The 25,454-nt window shown below is 46.6% G+C and carries 26 protein-coding genes; 20 read left to right on the top strand and 6 right to left on the bottom strand.

Features of this window, described 5'->3' with window-relative positions:
• Positions 1–151 precede the first annotated feature (151 nt).
• The 10 genes from ACW9JV_RS18045 to pdxA all read left to right on the top strand — a co-directional run bounded on the left by ACW9JV_RS18045 (position 152) and on the right by pdxA (position 11,441).
• Positions 152–1,930, top strand: coding sequence for a PrpR N-terminal domain-containing protein (locus tag ACW9JV_RS18045; RefSeq protein ID WP_457337022.1), 1,779 nt, complete (start codon positions 152–154; stop codon positions 1,928–1,930).
• A 204-nt stretch (positions 1,931–2,134) separates the two neighbouring features.
• On the top strand, positions 2,135–2,998 hold the full coding sequence (gene dapA, locus ACW9JV_RS18040) for a 4-hydroxy-tetrahydrodipicolinate synthase (RefSeq protein ID WP_457337020.1): 864 nt from the start codon (positions 2,135–2,137) through the stop codon (positions 2,996–2,998).
• A gap of 25 nt (positions 2,999–3,023) precedes the next feature.
• Positions 3,024–4,184, top strand: coding sequence for an iron-containing alcohol dehydrogenase (locus ACW9JV_RS18035; RefSeq protein ID WP_457337018.1), 1,161 nt, complete (start codon positions 3,024–3,026; stop codon positions 4,182–4,184).
• A gap of 12 nt (positions 4,185–4,196) precedes the next feature.
• Complete coding sequence (locus ACW9JV_RS18030; RefSeq protein WP_457337016.1) at positions 4,197–5,498, top strand: four-carbon acid sugar kinase family protein; 1,302 nt, start codon at positions 4,197–4,199, stop codon at positions 5,496–5,498.
• A gap of 45 nt (positions 5,499–5,543) precedes the next feature.
• Positions 5,544–6,290 carry an SDR family NAD(P)-dependent oxidoreductase gene (locus ACW9JV_RS18025; protein WP_457337253.1) on the top strand — a complete coding sequence of 249 codons (747 nt, stop codon included), beginning with the start codon at positions 5,544–5,546 and terminating at the stop codon, positions 6,288–6,290.
• 48 nt (positions 6,291–6,338) lie between these two features.
• Complete coding sequence (locus tag ACW9JV_RS18020) at positions 6,339–7,424, top strand: sialidase family protein (protein WP_457337013.1); 1,086 nt, start codon at positions 6,339–6,341, stop codon at positions 7,422–7,424.
• A gap of 32 nt (positions 7,425–7,456) precedes the next feature.
• Positions 7,457–8,545 (top strand): TRAP transporter substrate-binding protein, encoded by a 1,089-nt coding sequence (locus ACW9JV_RS18015; protein ID WP_457337011.1) that lies wholly within the window; start codon positions 7,457–7,459, stop codon positions 8,543–8,545.
• A gap of 63 nt (positions 8,546–8,608) precedes the next feature.
• The gene (locus ACW9JV_RS18010) at positions 8,609–9,100 is read left to right on the top strand and encodes a TRAP transporter small permease (protein ID WP_457337009.1); all 492 of its coding nucleotides are present in this window, start codon (positions 8,609–8,611) and stop codon (positions 9,098–9,100) included.
• 11 nt (positions 9,101–9,111) lie between these two features.
• Positions 9,112–10,413, top strand: coding sequence for a TRAP transporter large permease (locus tag ACW9JV_RS18005; RefSeq protein WP_457337007.1), 1,302 nt, complete (start codon positions 9,112–9,114; stop codon positions 10,411–10,413).
• Between the two features lie 29 nt (positions 10,414–10,442).
• Positions 10,443–11,441, top strand: a complete 999-nt coding sequence (gene pdxA, locus ACW9JV_RS18000; protein ID WP_457337005.1) for a 4-hydroxythreonine-4-phosphate dehydrogenase PdxA — start codon at positions 10,443–10,445, stop codon at positions 11,439–11,441.
• Positions 11,442–11,570: 129 nt separating this feature from the next.
• On the opposite strand, the gene ACW9JV_RS17995 is transcribed toward pdxA, so the two are convergent.
• Positions 11,571–11,984: a VOC family protein gene (locus tag ACW9JV_RS17995; RefSeq protein WP_457337003.1), complete on the bottom strand. Its 414-nt coding sequence runs from the start codon at positions 11,982–11,984 to the stop codon at positions 11,571–11,573.
• Positions 11,985–12,164: 180 nt separating this feature from the next.
• On the opposite strand from ACW9JV_RS17995, the gene ACW9JV_RS17990 reads away from it, so the two are divergent.
• On the top strand, positions 12,165–12,734 hold the full coding sequence (locus ACW9JV_RS17990) for a hypothetical protein (RefSeq protein ID WP_457337001.1): 570 nt from the start codon (positions 12,165–12,167) through the stop codon (positions 12,732–12,734).
• A 34-nt stretch (positions 12,735–12,768) separates the two neighbouring features.
• Here the strand turns inward: ACW9JV_RS17990 and ACW9JV_RS17985 are convergent, their stop codons facing one another.
• Complete coding sequence (locus ACW9JV_RS17985; protein WP_457336999.1) at positions 12,769–13,674, bottom strand: SDR family oxidoreductase; 906 nt, start codon at positions 13,672–13,674, stop codon at positions 12,769–12,771.
• 350 nt (positions 13,675–14,024) lie between these two features.
• Positions 14,025–14,576: a DUF3231 family protein gene (locus ACW9JV_RS17980; protein ID WP_457336997.1), complete on the bottom strand. Its 552-nt coding sequence runs from the start codon at positions 14,574–14,576 to the stop codon at positions 14,025–14,027.
• A gap of 72 nt (positions 14,577–14,648) precedes the next feature.
• Here ACW9JV_RS17980 and csaA point away from each other — a divergent pair, with 72 nt between their 5' ends.
• Positions 14,649–14,978, top strand: coding sequence for a chaperone CsaA (gene csaA / locus ACW9JV_RS17975; RefSeq protein ID WP_457336995.1), 330 nt, complete (start codon positions 14,649–14,651; stop codon positions 14,976–14,978).
• Positions 14,979–15,006: 28 nt separating this feature from the next.
• Here csaA and ACW9JV_RS17970 read toward each other — a convergent pair whose 3' ends face one another.
• Complete coding sequence (locus tag ACW9JV_RS17970) at positions 15,007–15,264, bottom strand: hypothetical protein (RefSeq protein ID WP_457336993.1); 258 nt, start codon at positions 15,262–15,264, stop codon at positions 15,007–15,009.
• 91 nt (positions 15,265–15,355) lie between these two features.
• On the opposite strand from ACW9JV_RS17970, the gene ACW9JV_RS17965 reads away from it, so the two are divergent.
• The 6 genes from ACW9JV_RS17965 (at position 15,356) to ACW9JV_RS17940 (ending at position 22,001) form a co-directional block, all read left to right on the top strand.
• The gene (locus ACW9JV_RS17965) at positions 15,356–16,975 is read left to right on the top strand and encodes a spore germination protein (RefSeq protein WP_457336991.1); all 1,620 of its coding nucleotides are present in this window, start codon (positions 15,356–15,358) and stop codon (positions 16,973–16,975) included.
• On the top strand, positions 16,965–18,182 hold the full coding sequence (locus tag ACW9JV_RS17960) for a Ger(x)C family spore germination protein (RefSeq protein WP_457336989.1): 1,218 nt from the start codon (positions 16,965–16,967) through the stop codon (positions 18,180–18,182). The genes ACW9JV_RS17965 and ACW9JV_RS17960 overlap by 11 nt, the downstream gene beginning before the upstream one ends.
• 23 nt (positions 18,183–18,205) lie before the next feature.
• Positions 18,206–19,303, top strand: a complete 1,098-nt coding sequence (locus ACW9JV_RS17955) for a GerAB/ArcD/ProY family transporter (RefSeq protein ID WP_457336987.1) — start codon at positions 18,206–18,208, stop codon at positions 19,301–19,303.
• 90 nt (positions 19,304–19,393) lie between these two features.
• Positions 19,394–19,876, top strand: coding sequence for a hypothetical protein (locus ACW9JV_RS17950; protein WP_457336985.1), 483 nt, complete (start codon positions 19,394–19,396; stop codon positions 19,874–19,876).
• 7 nt (positions 19,877–19,883) lie between these two features.
• On the top strand, positions 19,884–20,906 hold the full coding sequence (locus ACW9JV_RS17945; protein ID WP_457336983.1) for a DUF3231 family protein: 1,023 nt from the start codon (positions 19,884–19,886) through the stop codon (positions 20,904–20,906).
• An 84-nt stretch (positions 20,907–20,990) separates the two neighbouring features.
• Positions 20,991–22,001 carry a metal ABC transporter solute-binding protein, Zn/Mn family gene (locus tag ACW9JV_RS17940; protein WP_457336981.1) on the top strand — a complete coding sequence of 337 codons (1,011 nt, stop codon included), beginning with the start codon at positions 20,991–20,993 and terminating at the stop codon, positions 21,999–22,001.
• 422 nt (positions 22,002–22,423) lie between these two features.
• Here the strand turns inward: ACW9JV_RS17940 and ACW9JV_RS17935 are convergent, their stop codons facing one another.
• Together ACW9JV_RS17935 and fdhD are read right to left on the bottom strand one after the other, a co-directional pair.
• Positions 22,424–22,660, bottom strand: coding sequence for a hypothetical protein (locus ACW9JV_RS17935; RefSeq protein WP_457336979.1), 237 nt, complete (start codon positions 22,658–22,660; stop codon positions 22,424–22,426).
• Positions 22,657–23,463, bottom strand: coding sequence for a formate dehydrogenase accessory sulfurtransferase FdhD (gene fdhD / locus ACW9JV_RS17930; RefSeq protein ID WP_457336977.1), 807 nt, complete (start codon positions 23,461–23,463; stop codon positions 22,657–22,659). The genes ACW9JV_RS17935 and fdhD overlap by 4 nt, the downstream gene beginning before the upstream one ends.
• Positions 23,464–23,805: 342 nt before the next feature.
• On the opposite strand from fdhD, the gene ACW9JV_RS17925 reads away from it, so the two are divergent.
• Positions 23,806–25,050: an L-lactate MFS transporter gene (locus tag ACW9JV_RS17925; protein WP_457336975.1), complete on the top strand. Its 1,245-nt coding sequence runs from the start codon at positions 23,806–23,808 to the stop codon at positions 25,048–25,050.
• A gap of 24 nt (positions 25,051–25,074) precedes the next feature.
• On the top strand, positions 25,075–25,440 hold the full coding sequence (locus ACW9JV_RS17920) for a DUF2294 domain-containing protein (protein WP_457336973.1): 366 nt from the start codon (positions 25,075–25,077) through the stop codon (positions 25,438–25,440).
• Positions 25,441–25,454: the final 14 nt, after the last annotated feature.

The following is a 25,454-nucleotide window of genomic DNA, read 5'->3' as shown; positions in this document are numbered from 1 at the left end:
ACCATTATCTTAAAGAAAAAGTTTATACAGTCAATACTTGTGATGAAGCACTATTCCAACATGTTGAATAATTTATCAATTATTTTTTACAAGCGCATTCATTTTCTGGTATAGTGTAGTTATGTTTAATATTGCAACGAAGGAGGATGGCATGATAGTTCTTGCTATAGCTCCGTATCCGGGTTTGAAAGAATTGCTTTTAAGTTTAGGGGCGAACCAGCCGTTTGAACTGGTCGTGGAAACCGGGGACTTAAATGCTGGTTTACAATATGCGAAGGAAGCAGAGAATAACGGAACGGATATTATTATCAGCCGCGGCGGTACTGCCGAGCTCATTCAGGAGGAAGTCTCTATTCCGGTGATCGAAATAGAAGTGTCGGGCTATGACATGCTGAGAGTCATCACCCTGATTAAAGACTTCCCGGGAAAAGCAGCTATCGTCGGATTTGCTGCCATCGCAGAAGGGGCGTCCGCTGTATGTTCCCTGGTGGATATTGATGTAAAAACGATCACCATCACAGAAGCTGATGAAGTACAGACGAGACTTGAAACCCTGCAGAAAAACGGATATCAGGTCATTATCGGAGATGTCATTACGGTTAAAATTGCGGAAGAACTTGGACTGAACGGAATTCTATTGACCTCCGGGAAGGAAAGTGTCAGCAAAGCCTTCTATGAGGCACGCAAATCGTATAATATTATGGAAAACATGAGGGAGCGGTATGGGATTGGCGATGTTGTGTTACGGAACATGCAGCGGGATGTTCTCGTATTGGATCGGGAAGGAAAGGTAAAGTATGCTGGTGCCGGCGATCCTGCATTTGTTCAAAACATCGTGATGGATTACTTCGGCGATATGCGCCAGGCGGTCCAACAAATAGAAAATAATGCCCCCTATGCTTTCCTGTATGAGCAGGGCGCGCGGATGTGGCACATTCAATCAGAGGTTATCCGGGAAGAAACAGAAACATTTAGTGTATTCTTCCTATCAAGCATCGACAAAATAAAAGCTGTCCGAGGGTTGGATATTAACTCCAATCAGCACCGGACAACCGGACCTTCGACTGTATTGGAAGGGCGTCTTTCCGAAAACCCTGAAATGAACAGAATGTATGAGAAAGCTCTGGCGTTCGCAGGGACCGGCAGAAATATATTAATTGAAGGGGAGCGCGGCACGGGAAAAGGCCGGACGGCAGAACTGATTCATCTAAGCAGTGACAGGCATCGATCCCCTTTTGTAACCATTGATTGTGAACAGATTGAAGAGAATGAGCTTGAATGGATCAGCGGTGCTCCGCACACGGGTCATTCTTTGTTTTCGTTGGTGGAAGGAGGCACTGTTTTTCTGAAAAACATCGATGCATTATCCACCGGTGGACAGCGGATAGTGAGCCGTGCCGTGACGGCAGGGGCCAATACTCAGCTTATGTCTTCTGCTTCGCGGGAACTGAGCCCTCTCGTTCAACATGGGTTTCTGGGCACGCTTTATGAGCAGGCAGCTGAGCTGAAGCTGTATATTCCCCCTTTGAGAGAACGTAAAGAAGATATAGAAAGTTTAACCAGCCTCTTTATCAATGAAAGTAATGTGCGGTACGGAAAACAGATATCCGGCATAAGAGATGAAAGTCTTGATCTGCTGAGGGAGCTGGATTGGCCGGGCAACGTGTCTGCATTGTACCGGGTCATTGAAGAAGCGGTACTCATTGCAGAACAATCCTATCTTGAAATAGAGGATATCCGGCAGGCCATGCCGGAAAAATGGGAACACCCGAATATTGATGTTACCGGAACATTGAGTGAAATCGAAACACGGGTCATTAAGCAGGTACTGGAACAGGAAAACAATAATTATTCCCGTACAGCCAAGCGTCTGGGGATTAATAGAACGACTCTTTGGAGAAAGTTAAAACAGGAAAAGCAGGGATCATAGGGAAAAGGAGCTGTCCAGCGCATGGACCAGCTCCTTTTTGTTGCAAAAATAAACATAATTTAATAAATATAAAGTGAAATCAAAATATTTTTATTAAATGGGTTGCAATATAAAACTATATATTTTATATTAAAGCTACATTGATTTTTGAAAACGGAAACAATGTTTAAATTAGAAACATATTGACAGGGAGGAGGGGGATGGATGCTTAAAGGAATTGTACCCGCGATGCTTACTCCGATGACTGCGGATAACGAGATCAATGAACAGGCTGCGCGCCAGCTCGTGCAACATTTGCTGGACAACGGGGTGGACGGCATTTTCGCTCTTGGAACGAATGGTGAATTTCATACATTAACAAAAGAGGAAAAGGTTCGTTTCGCTTCTGTGGTAAAAGACGAAATAAACGGACGGGTACCGCTGGCGGTCGGGGCAGGGGGCAACAGTACACAGGAAGTGATAGAACTGTCCCGGGAAATGGAGAACATAGGAGTTGATGCACTTTCTATCATTACGCCGTATTTTGACCCGATATCCCAGGAAGAATTAATTACTCATTATACAAGCATTGCAGAAGCGGTCACGCTGCCGGTTATTTTATATAACATGCCGGCAAAAACCGGGGTATCGCTTCACCCCGACACGGTGAAGACGCTGTCAGCCATCGAAAATATCACAGGTATTAAAGACAGCAGCGGGAATTTTGATAATATCGTACGATATATCGAAGAAACAGATGACGATTTTGCTGTTGTTTCCGGCACGGATTCTCTTATTCTATGGACCTTGATCGCAGGGGGAGATGGAGCGGTGGCAGCTACCGCCAATGTATTTCCGGAAACGGCCGTATCGATTTATAGAGCGTGGAAACAAAATGACCTGAAGCAGGCACAAAAATTTCAGGAACAGCTCCGGCCGATCAGGCATGTATCCCAGGCCGCAACGGTACCGGCAGTGTATAAAAAAGCCGTTGAAATGAAGGGAATTCCGGCCGGTCCGCCGCGCCCGCCTGTACACGAAGCAACGGAAGATCTTGAAAATCAAATCAGAGCCATTATTAACGGTTAGGCCTATGAAAGGAGCTATCAACACCATGCAGCAACTGTATCAATTTCAAACCGCGGACCAGATTGTTTCCGGACAGCATGCGGTGAAACAGCTAAAAGATTATCTGCCGAGGATAAATCAGCAGATACGTTCGGTGCTTGTATTAACACAGCCGGGCATTAAGGATCTCGGGCTTGTGGACAGCATTTATGAACAGCTCGAAGAGGTCCACGTTAAAACGATCACGGATGTCATGCTGGAACCTACAGTCGGCAATATCGAAGAAATGTATGAAGACATTAAAAATGAGAGTTATGATGTCATCATCGGAGTTGGCGGTGGAAGCGTTCTGGATGCAGTAAAAGTATTATCTGTATTGAAGACAAATGATCAGTCGGTGAATGATATGCTGGGAACCAATCTGATCGAAAAACCGGGGATTCCCACCGTCTTGATTCCGACAACTTCCGGAACGGGCTCGGAAGTGACCCCGAACGCCATTGTCACGTTCCCGGAGGAAGAACTGAAAATTGGCATTGTCAGTCCTTATCTTCTTCCTAATCTGGTCATGCTGGATCCTATGCTGACACTTGGACTGCCGAAGCCAATCACAGCTGCGACAGGAATGGATGCGTTCACCCATTCGCTTGAATCGTATATTTCCAACAAAGCGAATTATTTAAGTGATACATTTGCAATGGATTCAATCCGTTTGATCAGCAGCAGCATCGTAGAGGCGTACAACAATGGAGAAAATGCGGAAGCCAGGGAACAAATGATTGTAGGATCGATGTACGGTGGGATGGCTTTAACCAGTGCCGGAACGGCTGCAGTCCATGCGCTTGCCTATCCATTGGGAGGAAAATTTAAAGTGGCGCACGGCGTTGCGAACGCGATGCTCCTGCCGCACGTGATGGAATTTAATATGGATGCCATCACAGCAAAACTATCCAACGTTGCCAAAGAAATCAGGCTTGCCGAAGATAACGAACCCGATCAGCAGGCGGCGGAAAAAATGATAGAACAAATCAAAGAGTGGACAAAAACCCTGGAAATTCCACAGGATCTGAGTGAATATGGAGTCACGGAAGCAGATATTGAGGACCTTGCTGTGGCAGCTTCTAAAGTTACCAGACTGCTGAACAACAACCCGAAAGAATTGTCGCTTGAAGATATGAAAAATATCTACCGCAGACTGCTGGGATAGGAAAGACAGCACATGAAACTATCTATTTTAGCTGATGATTTAACCGGAGCAGGCGACAGCGGGGTTCAGATCATCAAATACGGCATGACTCCTGCCGTAGTGATTCAGGACCAGGGACAAAAAGCAAAAGATAGTATCTACATTTATAATACCGACAGTAGAACGATGACAGCGGAAGACTCTTATCAGACCATAAAGAACTACTGCAGAAAGATTGATCAACCGGATGAAACCATCATCTACAAGAAAATAGATTCAACCATGCGCGGGAATATCGGCCGGGAAATCAATGCATTATACGATTATTTCACTCCTGATTTCGTTATCACGGCACCGGCTCATCCTTCCAACGGAAGAACGGTGAAAAACCGGCTGATGTATCTTCATGATACCCTGCTGCATGAATCAGAAGTGGCACGGGATCCGAAAACACCGGTAGTTCATTCAGACATCAACCAAATCATTCAGGAACAGTCCCGCAGAGAGACGGGTCACATCTATCTGGATGATCTGCACGCCGGAGAAACAGCCATACTGGATATTCTCAGGACGTGCAAAGATAACCATATCCATCATATTACTGCCGATGCTGTGGAAGAATCGGATCTTGCAAAGCTTGCGGAATATGTGGAAAGGGCGCCTTACTCTGTTGTATGGGGAGGATCTGCAGGATTAATTTATCACCTGCCGGCGGTATACGGATATGAAGAGAAGATATTTCATGCACCGGGGATACCGGAAAGCAGTAAAGCAGCTTTGTTTGTGGTAGGAAGCATGAGTGCCAGTGGAAGAAATCAACTTCGCTTTCTGCTGCAGGATGATAACGTAACGGGACTGGAAATACAGTCCATCGAAGTTGCTGCCTCCGCAGAACGAAGAGAACGGGAATTTATCCGGATATGCAAGGAGTCCGAAATGGCGGCGGCGAAAGGTTTCCATCTTGCATTATACTCATCCGACGATGCTGCAGATGCTGTCCAAAAAGGAAAGGAAGCCGGTCTCACCTCGATTGAAGTGAGTGATCTTATCTCCCGGTTTTTAGGTGAAACAGCAGCAGCTGTAATGAATGAACTGCACCTGGAACGTCTCTTTTTAACAGGAGGAGATACGGCCCTTCAGGTCATGAAGAATCTGGGAGCAGAAATGTTCGAGCTGCTGGACGAAGTGGAGCCGGGTGTACCGATAGGAAAGCTGCCGGACCGAAGCAATATGTATGCGGTTACGAAGGCAGGGAACTTCGGAAGAGAAACCGTGATGAAAACAGCATTATCAAGGCTGAACACGATGGATACAAAAAAAGTAAGGAATGAATAACAGGGGGTGTCAGATTTTTCAGGAAAGTAAGGGGGGGGCGGTATGATGGTACTCGAAAATCAAACAGCTGTAGTGTCGGGTGCCACAAGGGGCATCGGCAGAGCCGCAGCATTAAAACTGGCGGAAAACGGAGCATCTCTGATCGTGAATGGAACGAATGAAGAATTACTGAAGCAGTTGGTGGACGAAGTGGAACATTTTGGGCAGCGGTGTTATATGGAAACCGGTAATGTGGCGGATCCTGAAACGGCAGGCAATGTCACGGAATCGGCACTGCAGCACTTCGGGAAAATCGATATCCTTGTGAATAATGCCGGTATAAACAGCAGAAGTGCAACGCTCGACATGGAGATGGAAGAATGGCAGAACGTTCTGGATGTCAATTTGAACGGAACACTGTACTTCTGCAAAACGATTCTGCCTTATATGATCAAAAACAATGGTGGAAAGATTGTTAATGTCAGTTCGACAGCGGCAAAAAGCGCCCACAGAAATGCAGCTCCCGCCTACGGAGCATCGAAAGCTGGCGTGGATTACCTTACAAGGCATCTGGCTCTGGAAATGGCAGAATACAATATTAACGTAAACGGAGTGAACCCGGGCCCTGTGGAGACCGACATGAGTAAGCAGTGGTCTGATGACTACCGGAAGCAGGTATTGTCAAAAATTCCGCTGAACCGGATCGGAACGCCTGAAAATGTAGCAGATGCCATCCTTTTTCTCTCATCAGGCATGTCGGACTTTATTACAGGGGAGACGATTAATATAAACGGGGGAACATATATGAATTAATACATTTTGTTAAAGCGCTTACCAGATAAAAGGAGCTGTGATTGTGAAATGAGTGAAACGCTGAAAGAAACGAAAATACCAAGTTTATTTCCGCACAACCATGCATCGAACCTACTCTCCCTGAGCAACGGCGACCTGCTTTGTGTCTGGTTCGGCGGCTCCAGAGAAGGAAAATCGGATATTTCGATTCTTTGTTCCCGGCTGGACAAAGGAAGTGCCGATTGGAGCGAACCGGAAGTGTTATCCAACGATTCGACGAGATCAGAACAGAATCCGATTTTATTCGAACATCCCAATGGTGACTTGTGGCTGCTTTATACCGCACAGAACTCTATCCATCAGGATTCTGCCGTTGTGCGGTACAGGATTTCAAGGGATAACGGCAGGACATGGCAGGAAGAAAAAACATTATTTGACACACCCGGATCTTTCGTACGGAACCCTCCGGTGATCCGGGAAAATGGAGAAATCATCCTTCCTGCTTATTACAGTATTAAATCCGAGAACGGCTTTTTAGGAAAAGACTACAGCGTGGTAAAAATTTCAGGTGATGCAGGGAAGATGTGGGAAGAACATCCGGTGAAAAACAGTGAAGCGTTGGTGCACATGAGTATCGTGGAGGGGGACGATAATGATTTAATTGGATTCTTCAGAAGCCGTAAAGCAGATCATATCTATATGACTAAATCAGACGATAACGGAAGAACCTGGACGACTCCGGAAAGAACACCTTTAATGAACAACAATGCTTCGATCCAATGTCAAAAACTGCAGAGCGGCAATCTTGCTATTGTATTTAATAATATAAACGCCGAATTGGCACCTCCGGAAGTTAACAGTCCGCCGTGGTTCGATGAGAAGGACCGGAAAACGATTGATGCCGGGCAAAGCGGGAAACAGGAATCGATCTGGGGCGTGATTCGAGCCCCTTTAACCATCGCTGTTTCAGAAGACGGAGGCCGTACCTGGCCGTATTGTAAAGATATTGCAGTGCAGCAGAAGGATCAGGAATCGCCTGAATTTTCGTATCCATCCATCCACCAGACAGAAGACCAAAAGATACACATTACGTATACCTATCTGCGTGAATGTATCAAGCATAGCGTCGTAACAGAGGAATGGGTGAAACGGTAAAGATAACGTTTTTATTAAAAGGAGGAACAACAATGAGAAGATATCCTTTAAACCTTAAAAAGACTATGGTTGCAGCAGTACTCGGAACAGGAATGGTTCTGGCAGCGGGCTGCGGAAGTGATGGTGCTGAAAACTCTTCGGGTGACGGAGACACAGGAAATACGGAGGGACAGTCCAGCGGGGACAGCGGTGGATCTTCCCAGGAAACGACAGAGCTTGTTGCGGCGACGATCAACCCGGAAGGTTCCCTGTTGGCAGATTCGCTGCAGGCACTGGCAGATGAAATTGAAGCGCAGAGTGACGGTGCGATTGAATTTCAGGTATCGACAGGCGGGCAGCTTGGTAATGCATCCAGTCTTTATCAATCGGTTATTTCAGGAGATATTGATATGATCTATTCCGATTCCGGCTGGTTTTCCGAGCATCACCCTCAATTTGATGTCCTTGGAACCAACTATCTATTTGAAGGGGAAGAGCATTATAAAGAAGTAGTGAACTCCGAGGACGATCTGAAATACTTTGAAGACCTTCTTCTTGAGGAACCTGGTCTGAAAACGGTTATGTATGCAGGAGGACTGGAAAGAAACATTATCAGTACCTTCCCAATCGAGTCCATTGATGATCTGGAAGGCAAAACGATGCGCAGTAAGAATGAATCCACCGAACTGGAATGGTGGAGAAACTTGGGAGCCAACCCGACCGCTGTAGCCTTCGATGAAGTGTATACCGCATTGCAGACCGGCGTGGTGGAAGGATCGCAGAACAGCATGGACGCCATGATTGAACAGCGTTTTGGTGAAGTGGCTGACTATGTGGCACGGACCCAGCACAACCTTACTCTTGGTTTTGTCGTCATGAACAACGAACAGTTCGAGTCTCTCGATCCTGAACTGCAGGATGTTGTCATGAGCGCCGCTGAAGATGTGCAAACAGAATATATCGATAAAGCCTTTGAAAAAGCAGAGGAAGATGTGCAGACACTGAAAGATGAATTCGGCGTAGAATTTACAGATCCTGAACGTGATGAAATGATTGAAGCGTCCAGAAAACAGATGGAAGCTATTGCAGAAGAACATGGTATTCAGGATCAAATGAATGAAATTTTTGGCACAGAGGAATAATGCAGTATCCCCCATACGTGTAAACGTATGGGGGATGGCTCAAGAAGGGAGGTTCCCGGCACGTTGAAAAAGCTGCTTGATGGATTTCAGAACTGGATTGAAATGATTAATGGATTCTTTCTGGTTTTACTGTCCCTCACTCTATTTACAGGAGTTCTGGCTCGTTATGTATTTGAAGCATCGATACCGGAAACGGAGATATTTCAGAAACTATCTATTGCCTGGCTCGTATTTTTGGGTGCGGCAGTGGCGGTAAAAGAAAATGAACATTTGCAGATTGATATATTTTCTGATTTTCTGCCTCCCAAATTGGTATATGCCAAAAATATATTGGTATATATATTGACGCTTGCTGCGGTGTGTATTTTGGTTATCGTTGGATGGAAAGCACTGGAAGCAGGCCTAGGACGGACAGAGCTGGTGCAGATACGGTTTTTGTCTTCTCCCCCTTCGTTAGCTTACTACTATTCGGCGGTGCTGGTCGGTGCCGTATTGATGCTGATCTTCCATCTTCTCAACATAAAGAAATTTTTTAGCAGCAGGAAAGGGCAGTGAGGTGACCATTCATGATTTTGTTAGGGATTGTAGCTGTATTTTTTACATGTCTGCTCTTGGGAGTGCCTGTTGTCTTTAGTCTTGTGCTGGCGTCTGCTATCCCTGTTTTATTGGATCCCCTTGTCAGTTTGACGCAGATGAGTACGATCATGCTGGAATCAATTCAAAGCTTCACTCTTCTGGCGATTCCGTTATTTATTTTTACCGGAAGAATTATGAATCTGACAGGGGTAACCGAAGATTTAATCTATATTTCCAAAGCATTGGTTGGCAAAGCGAAAGGAAGCCTCGCTCACATTAATATTGTAACGAGCATCTTTTTTGCCGCTATCTCAGGATCATCAGTTGCTGATGTGGCTTCTCTCGGCCGGGTTCTGATTCCGGCCATGATCAAAGCGGGCTACAGCAGAGAATTTGCCGCAACCATTACGGCAGCATCGTCGACAATTGGTTCTATCATTCCGCCGAGCATTCTGCTGATTGTTTATGGAGCCCTGGCGCAGACCTCTGTCGCTGCCTTGTTTATGGGAGGCATCATCCCTGGCATCTTAATCGGGCTGATGCAGATGGGATATGCTTACTATTACGCTTCCAGAAACGAAGTAGGCAATGTCGACAACAAAGACATCAACCTTGGGGAAAACGAGAATCTTTCTAAACTTGTGGCAGTCAGAAAAAGTATTTTCCCGCTGTCGCTGTTTCTTGTCGTGATTGTAGGGATTATGAGCGGGGTCTTTACAGCAACGGAAGCTGCCAGTATTGCTGTTGTTTATGTTGTCATTGTGGCGCTATTTATCAAGAAGGGTGCCAGCGGCAGACAATACGCTGCAGCAACCAAAAAGGCGGCGATGGAGTCTTCCATTATATATATACTAATCGCTGCCGCAGGATTTTTATCCTGGGTACTCACCTATTATGAAGTGATGGACCCGATTGTCAATTTTCTTATCAATAGTAACGTGTCTCCAAGTGCATTTCTTCTCTTGTTGATGCTGCTCTATGTTATTTTGGGAACCTTTATGGAACCGACATCAGCCATGTTGATTTTTGTGCCGCTTTTACTGCCGATCATGGAATCGCTCCAGATCGACCCGGTTGTTGCTGGTATTGTCACCGTGATGGCGATCCGTCTCGGTACAGTTACGCCGCCGTACGGCTTGTCCACGCTGATGGCTTCCAAGATAGCAGAGACCAATGTCATCAAAATGCTCAAACATATCCTGTTGTTTGTGTTTGTGTATATGTTATCCATTATCATCATTATTTTCTTTCAGGATCTGGTTACATTCCTGCCGGACCTTTTCATTGAGTAAGGACATTTTATGAAGAAAGGAGGAGGGCAATGACTGATAAACGTCCTGCCATTGCAGTAACAATGGGTGACCCTTCCGGGGTAGGCCCGGAAATCATAGCGAAATCCCTCAGCACAGAACAGATTTTTTCAGACTGCAGGCCGTTTGTAATAGGGGATGCGGTTATGATGAAAAGAGCCGTGAAGGTTACGAAAGCCGAGGTACATGTGAATACCATCGCGCATCCGGAGGAAGCTGCTTTCAAGCATGGGGTAATTGATATTGTGGATATGGACCTTGTGTCCGAAGACCTTGTTTGGGGAGAAATATCCAAACCAGCCGGTCACGCTGCCTTCTGTTATCTTGAGCAAGCTGTTACATTAGCGAACAACGGAGAGATTCAGGGAATTTGTACCGCACCGTTAAACAAGGAAGCCCTCCATAAAGCCGGACATATGTATCCGGGACACACGGAAATCCTCGCACAATTAACGAATACAAAAACATTCGCCATGATGCTTTCGGCTCCAGGATTAAAAGTGATTCATGCGACCACTCATGTCGGATTGTTGGAAGCCGTTGAAAAAATTAACGTGAAACGGGAATATGATGTGATTAAACTGGCCGATGAAACCTTGCGGACGGCCGGGTTTGAAACGCCTGCCATCGGTGTATGCGGTATTAATCCCCACGCGGGTGAAAACGGCCTGTTTGGAAATGGAGAGGAAGAAGAAAAAATCATTCCCGCGGTGGAAAAAGCGCAGAAGGAAGGGATCAATGTAGAAGGTCCGCTGCCGGCGGACACATTATTTTTCCGCGCGAAGCGGGGAGACTTTGATATTGTGGTGGCTCAGTACCACGATCAGGGTCATGGTCCGGTGAAGGTGCTGGGTCTGGAAGCAGGTGTGAATATTACCGTCGGCCTTCCGATTATACGGACAAGTGTAGACCACGGTACTGCCTTTGATATAGCCGGGCAGAATATTGCCGATGAACAATCGTTGAATGAAGCTCTTCGTATAGCTGTACAGCTGGCCCCAGCGGAGTGAAAGCAAGGTAAAAACGTTTGTATTGTCTGCTGTGTTCCAGGGCATGGTATAGTCACGTTTTTACCACGTGTATGCCGAAAAATCGGGCCCCGGGTGGAAGGTGCTGCATCTCAACGCCCGGGGCCTCTTTTATTCAGGATAATCACAGTATTCGATAATGGTGCCTTCCGTATCCGCCGGGTTTAAGTAGATAAGGCGTCTGCCGTGTTTATTTGTCCGGCGGGTGTGATCGAGGACCCGGATTCCCTGTTCCTCCAATTCCTCCAGTGCTTCATCGAGATCATCCACACGGTAAGCGATATGATGCACACCTTTTCCTTTCTGTTTAATAAACCGTGCGATAGGGGAGGTTGTATTATTGGTCGGTGTAAGCAGCTCCGTCTGAAGACCGTTGACGTGAAGGACGACAACCTCACTTTCCACTCCGGGAGCTTCGCTGATGTAATGATCAATAACCTCCCCTCCCAGCACCTTTGTATAAAAGACTTTGCTTCCTTCTATATCCCGTACAGCTATACCGACATGATCAATTACTTTTTCCATTTTAATCCCCTTCCTGTTTATGGAGCGTTACCCCTGACTGTATTTTATAGGAGAAACGGGTCCTTTCACATGGTGAATGGTGTTTCTCTTTGGTTTTATGTTAATAAAAATGAAACTTTTTTGTATGAATGCCTTTGTTATGGAAACATTAGAAAGAGGAACTTTCCAGGAGGGTATTATATGCGTTACAGGGAGTACTGGAATCAGATACAGGAAAAAAGGGATGAGTTAAATGCGCTTATTTCTTCCTACTGGAGTGATTATTCGAATGTGGGAACCTGGGAGTTCTGGGTTGTTGTTTCATTGTTGGTACTCCCTCTATGTCTGCTTTATTTTATAGACAGGAGAAGGATATTTGAACTGTTTTGTTTTGGATACACCGTTCATTTGCTTTGGACTTATATTGATTTGATACTGGAAAATTATAATTTACTCATTCACACCCGTTTTATAACGCCACAGCTTCCGTTTGCATTAACTGTGACAACATCTTTGCTTCCAGTAGGGTTTCTGCTGTTGTACCAGTATTGCACGAATCATAAGAAAAACTTTTATATCTATACGGTCCTTTTAAGTGCTGTCTTTGTCTTTGTCTTTATGTCTATAGAAAAAGGGATGGGTATGGTGGAATTGGAACATGGCATGAATCAGTTTTACATTTTTCTTATTGATATTGTCATCGCATATATTTCGTATTGGTTTATAACAGGGATTAAACGATTTATTACCCCTGATGTAGAGAATGGCTGAGATGGATTCATTTTCGTTTCACGCTGGTTACGAGCTACGAAGATGTCCATTGTCCGCCGTTGACGTGGAGGGTCTGACCGGTCACAAAACGGGAGTCGTCCGAAGCCAGATAAACGTAGGTGGGGGCGAGTTCGAAAGGCTGCCCCTGGCGGTTCATGGGATTCCCTGCCAGTGTCACTTCATCCGCTGAAAAACTAGCCGGAATCAACGGCGTCCAAATACGCCCCGGTGCCACAGCGTTGACCCGTATTCCCTGGTCTGCCAAGTTATTTGCCAAAGCCCGTGTAAACCCGACATTCGCACCTTTTGATGCCGTATAATCCATTAACTGTTTGTAGCCGTCATAGGCGACGACCGAAGCGGTATTAATAATCGAACTGCCGGCGCGTAAATGGGGAAGAGCAGCTCTGGTCGTGTAAAAATGGGAGTATATGTTTACTTTGAATGTGTCATCAAATTGTTCATCGGTAATATCAAGCAGGCTTAACTGCTGAAATTGAATGCCGACGTGGTTGCAGAGAATATCGAGCTTACCGAATACAGCCGCTGTTTCTTCTACAATATGAATACACTGCTGTTTTTCTCTCACGTCTCCCGGCAGTAAAAGACAGCGTTGTCCCTGTTCTTCGATTCGTTGTTTCGTCCGATGGGCATCCTCATGCTCATCTAAATAGGAAATCGCTACGTCTGCCCCTTCTTTGGCGAAAGCGATGGCTGCGGCAGCGCCGATACCGCTGTCTCCTCCGTTGATCAGCGCCGTCTTTTCTGTTAACTTGCTGCTTCCCTGATAGTGGGGATTTTCGACGATCGGCCGGGGGTTCATAAGCTTTTCTACTCCCGGCTGGCGGTATTGACGCTGTTCCGGTACTGTCATAGGAACTTCTTCATATTGAGTAACTTTCCCGTAATTGGGGTGCATCGGATAATCATGGGATGCCATGAAAAAACCTCCAAAATCTTATTTCTTCCACCTTATGTTTGTTGGGCGTCAGCCGTTCCGAATCCTTTTGGCAAAGGACGGGCTCATTACGAGGCGTGATGGAATAACGTGAAAAAGACTGGAGGTTATAAACGATGCTTTATTATCAGGAAAATGCACTGCTGCTTCATCAGTCGGAGGAAAAGGTAAACGTCTGCTATAACAACAATCCCCGCCCATTTTCCCTGCCCAAGACAGGCCCGCGGCCACCCTATTTCTGCTATCCAAGACACGATCCGTATTATCCGGTGATATAGAAAAAGAAACGGCTTCGGGGATTCCGAAGTCTTTTTTGTCCACATTCCGTGTGTTCACGGTGTCCCCGTGGAGCCGGGCGGGGTATAAGCAGGTGGTGTGTGCAGCCATCCGCGGTATTCCATGACATTTCTAAAAGGCTGGGCAAACTGCATTAAGTGAATCTGCAGGTTTAAAAATATCATAGCGACGTCACTGCGGGTGGCCTTTGATAATGCTTCCGCGCAGAAGGAGGTCGATGTTGCAATTTTCACGGAAACCATACTAGCGATTTCTTCATTTGTAAATTGTACTCCCTTAGGAATAGCTTCCGTCTCGGAGATTGGCTTGGGGGAACTGACGGCGGGAAGAGGGACGCCTTCCTGAAGAAGAAATGTTTCCAGTTTTTTTGTATCGGCTTTGCTGCTTTTCAGAGCTTTCTGCAGGGCATGCTGTAACTCAGGGTCGGTGGTTGAATTCAAACCGACCTGGTACAGCACCTGCGCTTCATGAAAGGCAGTGTAAGCGGTCCAGAGATCCATCACTTCCCCGACATGAAGTGGCGGCTTTGGTTCTTTATCGGTATAATCGTGGATAAGGGAAGCTATGGCTTCCAGTGTCTTCAACATAAAACATCCCTCGTTTCGTAGTATAGATGGGTTCGCGAATCAGACTTCAGAATCTAAAAGGAGAAATTTAAAGTGGCAGAACTGCAGGATTTTAAAAAATTAGACATACGTATCGGCACGATCATTCATGCTGAAACATTCCTGGAAGCACGGAAACCGGCCTATCAGATGAAGATCGACTTCGGAGAGCTTGGCATCCGCCAATCCTCCGCCCAGATCACGAAACGATATGAACCGGAAAACCTGATCGGGCGGCAGGTTGCCGCTGTTGTGAACTTTCCGCCGATGCGGATCGCCGGTTTCACCTCGGAAGTCCTTGTCCTTGGGGGTACTCCGGAGGACGAAGACGTCGTGCTTCTACAACCTGACACAACCCTTCCCAACGGCTGCCCGGTCGCCTGAATGACGGGGCCCTTTCCTCTCTCCCCTTCTACCTTTTTTTCTTCTCTTTTTTTGAATCTTTTCTTTTTCGAAGCAACGCCATGACGATATCCGCCAGGAAGATAAGCAGAAACAAAATTAGAACAAGTACTTCGACGATGTTCATGACCCGGAAAGGGTTGAAGGTATTCCGGACAGCGTCTTTCATGTTAAATCCCATAGCCATATCAAGGAGCAGAGATACTCCGATTAATGTAGTAAACAGCAAAACTGAAATTCCGGCCGTTTTCACTTGTATCATCTCCATTACCTAGCCTGCACGTTCCGGTCCGCTGATATGTATATTGTGTCTCCAATGGAAACACACTAACGGCAAATACAAAGAAAGCAAGGTTGCTATGCCGTATCGATTACGACGTTTGTTCAGATCTCATACACAACAGCCCGGCTCTGATTCAGACAGAGAAAAATCAACCCCGTTGTATTCTTCCCTGCAGGATAATCTGAAAGAAATAAAAAAGAAGAACGGGAACAGTTCTGATTTGGTGATCCGTACCTTAACGACGGGTGGGGTTCAATGGAATACCGCCGTTGTTTATATTGACGGCATCGTAGACAATAAACGGATTGACGAATTCCTGCTGGAGCCGCTGCTGCAGCTGCAGGCTCCTGCAGAGACTGTTCCAAATCAGGCGGTTCCGTCGTTTATTGCCGAACAGGTCATTGCCCTGGGAGGAATTGACCCGGTATTGGACTGGGAAGCACTCTATGAGTCGGTGATGGCAGGAAGGGCGGTCCTTTTAATTGACGGTTCGAAAGAAGCGTTAAGTACGAGTACCATAGGTGGGGAACAGCGGTCGGTGGAAGAGCCGCCGACGGAAATATCGATTCGCGGGCCTCGTGAAGGATTTACGGAATCGATCCGGACCAACACCGCGATGGTCCGCCGCCGCATCAGAAATCCGGATCTGCGGGTGAAACCGATGAAGATCGGCCGCAAGACAAAAACAAGAGTGGAAATCATGTACCTGGAGGGCGTAGCCGATGATGATGTTGTTCAGGAAGTCCACCGTCGTTTAAAACGAATTGAGATGGACAGCATTCTCGAGTCCGGTTATATCGAAGAACTGATTGAGGATCAACCGTCCTCTCCGTTTCCGACGATTCATTTTACGGAACGCCCGGACTCTGCCGCCGGCAATATTCTTGAAGGCAGGGTGGCGGTCTTTGTTGACGGAAGCCCGTTTGTCCTGCATCTGCCGTCGGTGTTTATTCAGTTTTTTCAATCGGTGGATGATTACTACAGCCGTTCCTATATTGCTTCTTCGCTGCGTATGCTCAGAATTATGGTTTTTTTAATATCCCTATATGCTCCTGCCACGTATGTGGCTGCTACAACCTTTCACCAGGAAATGATTCCGACCCAGCTGTTGATCGTCCTTTCGGCGCAGCGGGAAGCGGTTCCTTTTCCAGCGGTCATCGAGGCGTTCATTATGGAAACGACGTTTGAAATATTACGGGAAGCCGGGATCCGCATGCCGAAAGCGGTAGGGCAGACCGTATCAATCGTCGGCGCCCTTGTGATCGGCCAGGCAGCGGTGCAGGCCGGGATTGTATCACCGGCGATGGTCATTATTGTGGCGATTACAGCGATAGCAAGTTTTACGACACCCTCCTACTCCATGGCGATCGCTGCGCGTCTAATCCGATTTGTATTTATGGTAATCGCAGCTTCTTTCGGATTTTACGGCTTGATTCTGTCTTTTATTATGATAACGGCTCACTTATGCAGCCTGCGTTCGTTTGGTGTGCCGTATATGGCTCCTTTGGCCCCGTTTATTCCCGCTGACTTCGGAGACTCTGTTATCCGCCTGCCGTGGTGGGGATCCAAAGAACGTCCGCGGCTGATCAGCGGGAAGGATAATGTAAGGGAAGGAAGGGACTTGAAGCCACAACCCCCCGAGACACGAAGCGTGTTAAAACAACAGATAAATAAAGGTGACCTGGATGAAGACTAAATTATTTGGCTTGACTTCCGTTTTGTTCAGTCTCTTGTTTCTTTCCGGATGCTGGAGCAATCAGGAGCTTCCTGATCTGGCCCTTGTTTCAGGGATTGGGATGGATCTGGAAGAGGACGGCCGCTATACCGTTACTGTCCAGGTGATCAACCCGGGGAATGTGGCCGGAGAGGGCATGCAGGGTACCGGAGGATCCGAAAGTCCGCCTGTATCAACCTACACGGAATCAGGCTGGAATCTGACGTCCATTAACCGCAAAATGTCAAAAAAAGTGTCCCGGAAGCTGTATTACGCCCACACAAACCTTGTCGTGATCAGTGAAAAACTAGCCCGAGAGGAAGGAATTGTGCCAGTTTTCGATGTGCTGGAACGGGACCATGAATTCCGCACAAGCGCTAAAGTAGTAATCTCCCATCAGGCTGATGCAGAAGATATCATGAAAACACTGAGCAGCATTGATAAAATTCCGGCAAATAAAATTATTAATACGTTGAGAACGACAGAAAAAGTGTGGGGGGAGCAATTCAGCATCAGTACGAGAGAAGTGGTGGAAAGGCTCGTTACAACTGGTGAAGCCCCGGTCATTACGTCGTTTCATACCATTAAAAATCAGGGAGAGACGATTAAAAGCATTCAACAGACCAATCCGGAAGGCCGTCTCGCTGCCGCGGGCCTGGCCCTATTCAAAAACGGAAAAATGGTGGATATGACGACGGGGGAAATATCCAAAGGAATCTTGTGGATGTTGGATAAAATAAAGGCCACGGCCGTTTCTGTTGACGTAAAAGAAAAAAAGCATGGAGCGGTGTTTGATATGGTGCGCCATCAGACAAAAGTATCGGCCGATGTGCAGAAGAACGGGGCTGTCCGTGTGAATGTCAACATTTCTGCAGAAGGGAGCGCAAGTGAAGTGAAAACAGCGGTTGATCTGTCCGATCCCCATACATTGAACGATATGGAAAAGAAGGTGGAAGAAAAGATCAAACAAAGCATCCGCAAGGCAGCCGAAAAAGCACAGGAGCTGCAAACCGATATACTGGGATTCGGCGAAGCCGTCCATCGTGCTGATCCGGATCAATGGAAAAAATGGGAAAAGGATTGGGATGAAAAATACTTCCCCGAGGTAGAAGTGGATGTTTCCGTGGATGTATTTATTCGACGAACCGGCCTTCGTAATGAACCCTTTCACAGAAATCTTTCAGACTGAACCGATACAGGGGGGTGGAGCGGATGGAAAAGGCAAAAATAAATGCCGGACAGCTGTTTGTGCTGATCTTTTTGTTTGAAATGGGCAGTGCGCTGCTGCTGTCTTTGGGCACCGAGGCGGAACAGGATGCCTGGCTGGCTGTTCTGGTGGGAATGGCCGGGGGCCTTTTCCTGTTCTGGATGTATTACCGTTTGTATCTGTATTATCCGGATATTCTTCCGACCACGTATATGCAGCGTATTATCGGGCCGGTTTTTGGCAAAATCGCAGCTTACCTTTATATCATCCTTTTTTTGTATAGTGCCGCGCGGGTGCTGCGCGACTTCGGGGAAATGCTTGTGACCTTCGCTTATAACGAAACCCCCCTTTTTATCATTAACGCGCTTCTTATCCTTATTGTTATTTACACGGTCCATAAAGGTATTGAAGTCGTTGCCAGGACAGGGGAGCTGTTGTTTGTCGTTCTTTATGTACTGGCTGTGCTGGGGTTCATATTAATTGTTATTTCTGGTCTGATTGATATTGATAATTTGAAGCCGGTGCTGGAAGGCGGTATCAGCCGGGTCTTGAAAACAGCCGGCATGGAAACGTTGTATGTACCGTTTGGGGAAGCAGTTGTCTTTTTCATGATCCTACCGTACGTAAACCGCCCGGATAAAATAAAACCGGCTGCGTTTTCAGCGCTTGTCCTAAGCGGTATTAATCTGGCGATTACAACGGCGGTAAATATTTCGGTGCTTGGGGTGGATTTGACAGATCGTTCGCAGTTTCCGCTTTTAAATACCATCCAGGCCATCCAGGTAGCTGATTTTCTGGAGAGGCTGGACGTCTTTTTTATGATCGCCTTAATTATTGGAGGATTTATTAAGATAAGTGTTTATTTTTATGCTGCTGTGCTTGGTGTATCTGATTTATTCCGAATGAAAGAAATCTCCATTCTGATTTTTCCGCTTGGTCTTATCGTCCTCTTTCTTTCTATTGCGACTGCAAGCGGATATGCAGAGCATATCCAGGAAGGACTTCAAATTGTGCCGTTATCCATGCATCTGCCTTTTCATGTGATTTTGCCTGCGCTGCTGCTAGCAGCGGCCGCTCTAAAAAAACGCCGGGGACGTGCATAAACAGAAAGATTTCTGAAAAACTAAGACAAGAACCGGTTAATTAGACAAGCCGGCAGGAGGCTGAAAACTCAGGAGAATAGGTAATGATATATGAATAACAATCAGGAAAAACAGAGCAGAAAACTGGAAATTGTGCTATGGAGCATTGCCCTGCCCGGGTTTGGTCATTTAATACTCGGAAAATATGTGAAAGGAATACTGCTCGTTTTGCTGGAAGTAATAGTAAACGTTTTTGGCCGGTTCAATCATATTATCGTATTGAGCTTTCATGGAAATATTCAGGAAGCGATTGAACAAACCAATTATCAATGGCTGATGTTTTACCCGTGTCTCTATTTTTTCGCGATATGGGATGCTTACCGGGAAGCAGGCGGTGGGGAAAAGCCCTTTTCGTATCTGCCCATGGCGTTTTCAGCCTATTTTGTCACGATAGGCTTAATTTTTTCTCCGGTATTTACATTTTATGGATATAAAATCGGGCCGATGTGGCTTCCAATGCTGTTTCTTCCCATCGGACTTGGTGTTGGTACGTTGATCAGAAAAATACTTGTCAATAATAAACAGAATGCTTGAAGGAGGCATGGCAGTGGATAGACAGGACACTCACCTTACATCTTCTGAAATCGGAAGCTTATGGACCACGTATATGAATGACAGCATGTCAAATGTGATACTGTCGTTTATGCTGCAGCATCTACAGGATACAGAAATCAGGAATGCCGTGCAGTATGCATATGATATTACAGAGCGCGATCTGAAAGAGATGAGTGCCCTTTTTGAAAAGGAGGATTATGTGAAGCCGGATGGCTTTTCCGACCAGGATGTTCACATGGATGCCCCTTGGCTGTTTTCTGATATTTTTTGTTTAACCTATGTAAATCACATGTCTAAAGTCGGCATGATGACCTACAGCGGGTTTCTCGGCATGAGCCGACGGGAAGATGTACGTGCTTTCTATACAAAGCTCCTGTCTGATACGTCCTCCCTTTACAACATGACGACCGAGACAGCAGTGTCCAAGGGCATTCATGCCACCCCTCCTTATCTGAATGTGCCGAAAGAGCGGGAGTATATTGAAAGTAAACATTATATGAGCGGTCTCCATCCTTTCCGTGACAAACGCGCATTGAATGCAGTGGAAATTGCATACCTATATTTGAATATCTTCACGAATGCCGTCGGGGTGAAACTGGCTATTGCATTCGCGCAGACCTCTATGTCCAAAGAAGTTCAGAATTATATGTTACGGGGGAAGGAAATATCGAATAAACATATTAAGGTTTTCACCTCCATTCTCGATGAAAATGATATTGTCACACCGAGGCTGCCGGATCTTGGTGTCAGTGATTCGACCACCCGCACGTTTTCCGACAAATTAATGATGTTTCACATGTCCCTGCTCACCGCAGCAGGAGTCGGAAACTATGCGCTGGCGATGTCTGCGAGTCTGCGGACGGATCTGATTCTTGATTATGAGCGGTTGTCAATGGAGGTGGCGAAGTTTGCAAAGAGCGGGATAGATATTATGATTAAGCATAACTGGATGGAACAGCCCCCGGAAACTCTGGATAGAACTCAACTGACCCGAAAAAACAATAAATAATAATCATTATTGTTTACAAATCGTAAGGGTTACGATACACTGACATAAGTTTAATCGTAATCGTTACGAAAGGGGAATGGAGTAGTGAGAAATTGTGTAGTGACTGCGGCTGTCATTCTGCTTACAGCCGGATTGACAGCGGCGTGCGCATCGGAGGAGCCGGGTGAAAATAACAGCGGATCACAGGCGGCAGGAGAAGGGGAAACGTTACATATTTATACGACGTTAGCGGCATGGAAGGATTTTGCGGAACGAATCGGAGGAGATGACGTAGAGGTGGAGAACCTCGTACCGTCCGGTGCGGATCCGCACAGCTTTGAGCCCACGTCGCAGACGATGGTTGATATTGCTGAGTCGGATGCGTTTATGTACAACGGGGCAGGCATGGAAGGATTTGCGGATGCGGTCAATGAAACGGCTGCTGCCGAAGGCGTGGAGTCTCTCGCGGTAACGGAAGGCCTGGATCTGCAGGAAACAGCCTCCGGGCATGATCACAGTGGAGAGGACCATAACCATGAAAGCACCGTAGATCCACATATCTGGCTTGATCCGGTTCTTGCCGGCGAAGCGGCGGAAAATATAAAAGACATGCTGGTCGAGCTTCGTCCGGCCAAGGAAGAAACGTTTCAGGAAAATTATGAGGCGCTCACAGAGGAACTGAACACTCTCGATGAGGAGTTCAGCAGTATGGCAGAGGAAGCGGCCAACGATACCTTTATTGTTTCGCATGCTGCTTATGGATATTGGGAAGACCGCTACGGGCTGGAACAGACCGCAGTGACAGGGATTTCCCCTTCCGACGAACCATCCCAGAAAGAACTGCAGTCCATCATTGATACGATCGAAACGACCGGCATTAATCACGTGCTGCTGGAGAAGAATGTGTCGTCAAAAGTCACAGAAGTGGTGCAGGAGGAAGCAGGGGCAGAAGCGCTTTACCTGCATAACCTGGCTTCGCTGACAGAAGAAGAACGGGAAGCAGGTGAGGGCTACTTCAGCCTGATGCGGACCAATATAGAAAATTTGAAAACCGCGCTCCAGCATTCGGAAGAGCCGGAAACGGAGAGTGGCAGCCACGAAGGACATGATCATTAAAATGTATAGATAATGGGATATAAAAATCCGGACGATCGTCTGCTGTGTTGAAAGAAGCCGACATCGTCCGGGTTTTTTTAGGGAGATTAAAGGGATGGGGACATTGGATGTTTCCGTAATGAATTTAGTGTCCACATAATCCGTTCCGGGAGACACTGTGACTCTTTCACGGGCGCTTAATGGCTGCATGCCATCCGCTTGAAACCACTATGGTCTGGTTTTTACGACGTAGTATCCCTAAGACGACGCTATGGGTAGACTATCGCCGGGGGAGAGTCTTATGCTGCGTTGGCTGGTATTGATGCCTATATGGCGGGTAAATCTCTTAATTCGGCTTGTATGGCGGTTCATTTGGCAGGTAAATGCCGGCATTCGGCAGCTAAACGGAGATGTTTGGCTGGTACATGCTCCGGGTGGATACATTACCATTCATTCCGTAAAAGCTGCTCCAGCTGGGTATTCCTGTTTTCCTGTTCTTCCGGTGCTGCCAGGTCGTATTTTTTGAGAAGATGAAAGACCTCATTTAAGGTTTCCTGTGTCTGTTCCTTGTGAAGAGCCTGTTCTGTATGGTGGTACAAAGACTCCGGCAGGAACGGTTTCTGGCTTTCGAGCTTCGTTTTAACGTCTTCCAGGCTATGATCGATCGGGCATGAACTCACAGGGTCCCCACTCCTTTTTCGGTGATTCGTTCATCATGGGTGTACACATTCAGTTTGTCTCCCCGGATAAAACCGACGGCGGTGATATTCAGGTCATCAGCAAGGTCGATGGCGAGGCTGGTCGGGGCGGATTTGGAGAGGACAATCCCGACCCCTATCTTGGCCGCTTTTGTTAATACTTCCGATGACAGCCGGCCGCTGAAAACAAGGACTTTATCCCTGACGTTCCACCGGTTTACGAGGCAGTGTCCGTACAACTTATCGAGTGCATTGTGGCGGCCGATATCCATCCGTGTCAGCAGCAGCTCTTCTGTGGAACAGAGTCCGGCATTGTGTACGCCGCCGGTTTGGTGGAACGCTCTGCTTTCCCTCTGCATCGCTTCCATCAGCATAATACAGCGGGAGGGAGAAAGCTTTACCGACGAACCGGCGGTTTTGGCCATTTTCATATCATTGTGGAAATAAAACTGCCGGCTTTTGCCGCAGCAGGAACCGATGAAGCGCCTGGAGTGTCCGGCCGGGGAAAGGTCGGGGTTTTTATGAAGGGTGATATAGGCAAAACCGGCCTCCTTATCCAGGTACAGACTGTAAATATCGTCATAAAAGAGAATAATTCCTTCCGAAGCGAGAAATCCGATGACCATATCACGGAGATGCTCCGGAGAACAGACCATCGTGGCAAATTCTTCTCCGTTAACATATATGGTGAGCGGCATTTCATTCACAATGAGGTCTGTTGTTTGATGAATATCCCCAGCCCGGTAAGACGTAATCGGACGGGGTTCACTTATGTTATCTGCCACAAGCCTGCTCCCCTTTCTGTTGCCTTTATTATGTTTATCATATCAACCCTGTGATAAGCATTCAAATCCTAGTCAAAAGAATCTAAATTATCTCATTTATTGAAAAAGTCAGGAATTCGTTATAGAATGAATGAAATATGAATATTTTGTGAAAGGAGAAGGATGTAACAGCGTTCCTGTTATGATTGTCTGCTTTCTCAAAAATGTAAGCGATTACTGCATGGTAAAACAGCGTTCCTGTTTCTGCTGTATACGTCGTTTTTTCAGAACAATGGTGACGTTTGTTTTGAGAAAGCGGCGTTTTTTAATGAAACAGGAAATGTAAAAGAAGGAGTGAATGGTATGGGAACAAAGCTGAAAAACAGATGGTTGATTGCATTGTCGGCGGTTGGAATACATATTTCCATTGGTTCGGTGTATGCGTGGAGTGTGTTTACCAATCCGCTTCAGGATGAGATGGGCTGGTCATTGTTCTGGGTCAACTTCACCTTCAGTCTTGCTATTTTATTTCTCGGGCTGGCTGCCGCGTTTCTCGGTCATTTTGTAGAAAGATACGGACCGAGGGTGGCAGGCCTTACAGCAGCCGGTTTTTTTGGAGCGGGTGTGTTGGGGGCAGGTGTGGCTGTTACGATAGAATCACTTATTCTTCTGCTTATTTCTTACGGCGTTTTCGGCGGTATCGGTTTGGGTATAGGTTATATTACACCGGTCTCATCACTGGTGAAATGGTTCCCTGACCGGAGAGGGATGGCAACGGGTCTTGCTATTATGGGATTTGGATTTTCTGCTGTCATCTTCAGTCCGCTGCAGGAAGCATTAATTGGATCGGTCGGTATAGCCAATACTTTTTTTATCATCGGGGCTATCTTTCTATGCTGTATGACGGCTTCGGCCTTGTACCTGGAACGGCCGCCGGAAGGATATATGCAGGATAAAGTAAAGGCCGACACGAAGAGAAAAGCGGACCTGTCCCAGCTTACGGCGAATGAAGCGGTGAAAACAAGACGATTCTGGTTTTTGTGGCTGATGTTATTCATTAACGTGACCTGCGGTATTGCAATACTAGCTGTGGCGGCTCCTATGGGTCAGGAAGTGGCAGGGTTGTCTGCCGCAGCTGCAGCAACGATGGTCGGTATTATGGGATTTTTCAACGGACTGGGGCGTATCGCCTGGGCTTCGGTCTCTGACTATATCGGCCGTGCCAATGTATACACCACCTTTTTCGTCATCCAGGTGGCTGCTTACTTTTTTCTGCCGGTGATTGGTCAGGCCATCGTATTCCAGATTCTACTGTTTATCATTATTTCCTGTTACGGAGGCGGTTTTGCTTCTATTCCGGCTTATATCGGCGATCTGTTTGGGACGAAGGAACTGGGCGCTATCCACGGTTATATTTTAACCGCATGGGCGGCAGCCGGACTTGTCGGTCCCAGTATTTCCTCCACTGTTCGTCAGATGACACAAAGCTATATCGCAACGTTGTATATTTTTGCCGGCATGATTGCAGTGGCACTGGTCCTTTCATTCTGGATCCGCAAGGATATTAATGCACTCCGAAGACAGCAGCAACAGGAGGAAGCAGGATAAAACGTTCAAAAAGGTTGAAGAGGTATGAACAGATATGAAGCTGAATTCAGTAATTTAGTGCGGTCGTTCCGCAAAAAACACATGGGAAAGGGGCCCAGCCATATCACGACGACATTCTGTAAAAACTGGGCCATATGTGAGATGGAGGGGAACCTTTCCCCTGTAGAGAAGTTTATCGCAAGTGAAAAAGACGGGCGGCAGATGCTTCGTGAAGCCAGAACACAGATGGTGAAAGAAATGTACCGGAAGCATCGTCCGTATGAAATGGAAGAAATGCTGGGAAGTAATTTTGTGGAATTATTTGTTGATATTGATATCGAAAAAGATGTCGGGATGTCCATCTTTGTTTTTGAAGATAACCTGGAGCAAAAGTTCAGCAGCAAATCATAACATCATCGGTAGAA

It is taken from the genome of Salibacterium sp. K-3 (genome assembly GCF_054052005.1).
Note: the sequence above shows the minus strand (reverse complement) of the source record. Positions and strands in the feature narration are given on the sequence as shown.

Bases quoted from the DNA above. Each gene is read 5' to 3' on its own strand.
- pdxA (WP_457337005.1), top strand. From the start codon at position 10,443: ATGACTGATAAACGTCCTGCCATTGCAGTAACAATGGGTGACCCTTCC.
- dapA (WP_457337020.1), top strand. From the start codon at position 2,135: ATGCTTAAAGGAATTGTACCCGCGATGCTTACTCCGATGACTGCGGAT.
- ACW9JV_RS18035 (WP_457337018.1), top strand. From the start codon at position 3,024: ATGCAGCAACTGTATCAATTTCAAACCGCGGACCAGATTGTTTCCGGA.
- ACW9JV_RS17955 (WP_457336987.1), top strand. From the start codon at position 18,206: ATGGAAAAGGCAAAAATAAATGCCGGACAGCTGTTTGTGCTGATCTTT.
- ACW9JV_RS17925 (WP_457336975.1), top strand. From the start codon at position 23,806: ATGGGAACAAAGCTGAAAAACAGATGGTTGATTGCATTGTCGGCGGTT.
- ACW9JV_RS18045 (WP_457337022.1), top strand. From the start codon at position 152: ATGATAGTTCTTGCTATAGCTCCGTATCCGGGTTTGAAAGAATTGCTT.
- ACW9JV_RS17995 (WP_457337003.1), bottom strand. From the start codon at position 11,984: ATGGAAAAAGTAATTGATCATGTCGGTATAGCTGTACGGGATATAGAA.
- ACW9JV_RS17920 (WP_457336973.1), top strand. From the start codon at position 25,075: ATGAACAGATATGAAGCTGAATTCAGTAATTTAGTGCGGTCGTTCCGC.
- ACW9JV_RS18020 (WP_457337013.1), top strand. From the start codon at position 6,339: ATGAGTGAAACGCTGAAAGAAACGAAAATACCAAGTTTATTTCCGCAC.
- ACW9JV_RS18025 (WP_457337253.1), top strand. From the start codon at position 5,544: ATGGTACTCGAAAATCAAACAGCTGTAGTGTCGGGTGCCACAAGGGGC.
- ACW9JV_RS17990 (WP_457337001.1), top strand. From the start codon at position 12,165: ATGCGTTACAGGGAGTACTGGAATCAGATACAGGAAAAAAGGGATGAG.
- ACW9JV_RS18015 (WP_457337011.1), top strand. From the start codon at position 7,457: ATGAGAAGATATCCTTTAAACCTTAAAAAGACTATGGTTGCAGCAGTA.
- ACW9JV_RS17950 (WP_457336985.1), top strand. From the start codon at position 19,394: ATGAATAACAATCAGGAAAAACAGAGCAGAAAACTGGAAATTGTGCTA.
- ACW9JV_RS18005 (WP_457337007.1), top strand. From the start codon at position 9,112: ATGATTTTGTTAGGGATTGTAGCTGTATTTTTTACATGTCTGCTCTTG.
- ACW9JV_RS17985 (WP_457336999.1), bottom strand. From the start codon at position 13,674: ATGGCATCCCATGATTATCCGATGCACCCCAATTACGGGAAAGTTACT.
- ACW9JV_RS17980 (WP_457336997.1), bottom strand. From the start codon at position 14,576: ATGTTGAAGACACTGGAAGCCATAGCTTCCCTTATCCACGATTATACC.
- ACW9JV_RS17965 (WP_457336991.1), top strand. From the start codon at position 15,356: ATGCCGTATCGATTACGACGTTTGTTCAGATCTCATACACAACAGCCC.
- ACW9JV_RS18030 (WP_457337016.1), top strand. From the start codon at position 4,197: ATGAAACTATCTATTTTAGCTGATGATTTAACCGGAGCAGGCGACAGC.
- ACW9JV_RS17960 (WP_457336989.1), top strand. From the start codon at position 16,965: ATGAAGACTAAATTATTTGGCTTGACTTCCGTTTTGTTCAGTCTCTTG.
- ACW9JV_RS17970 (WP_457336993.1), bottom strand. From the start codon at position 15,264: ATGGAGATGATACAAGTGAAAACGGCCGGAATTTCAGTTTTGCTGTTT.
- ACW9JV_RS17945 (WP_457336983.1), top strand. From the start codon at position 19,884: ATGGCAGTGGATAGACAGGACACTCACCTTACATCTTCTGAAATCGGA.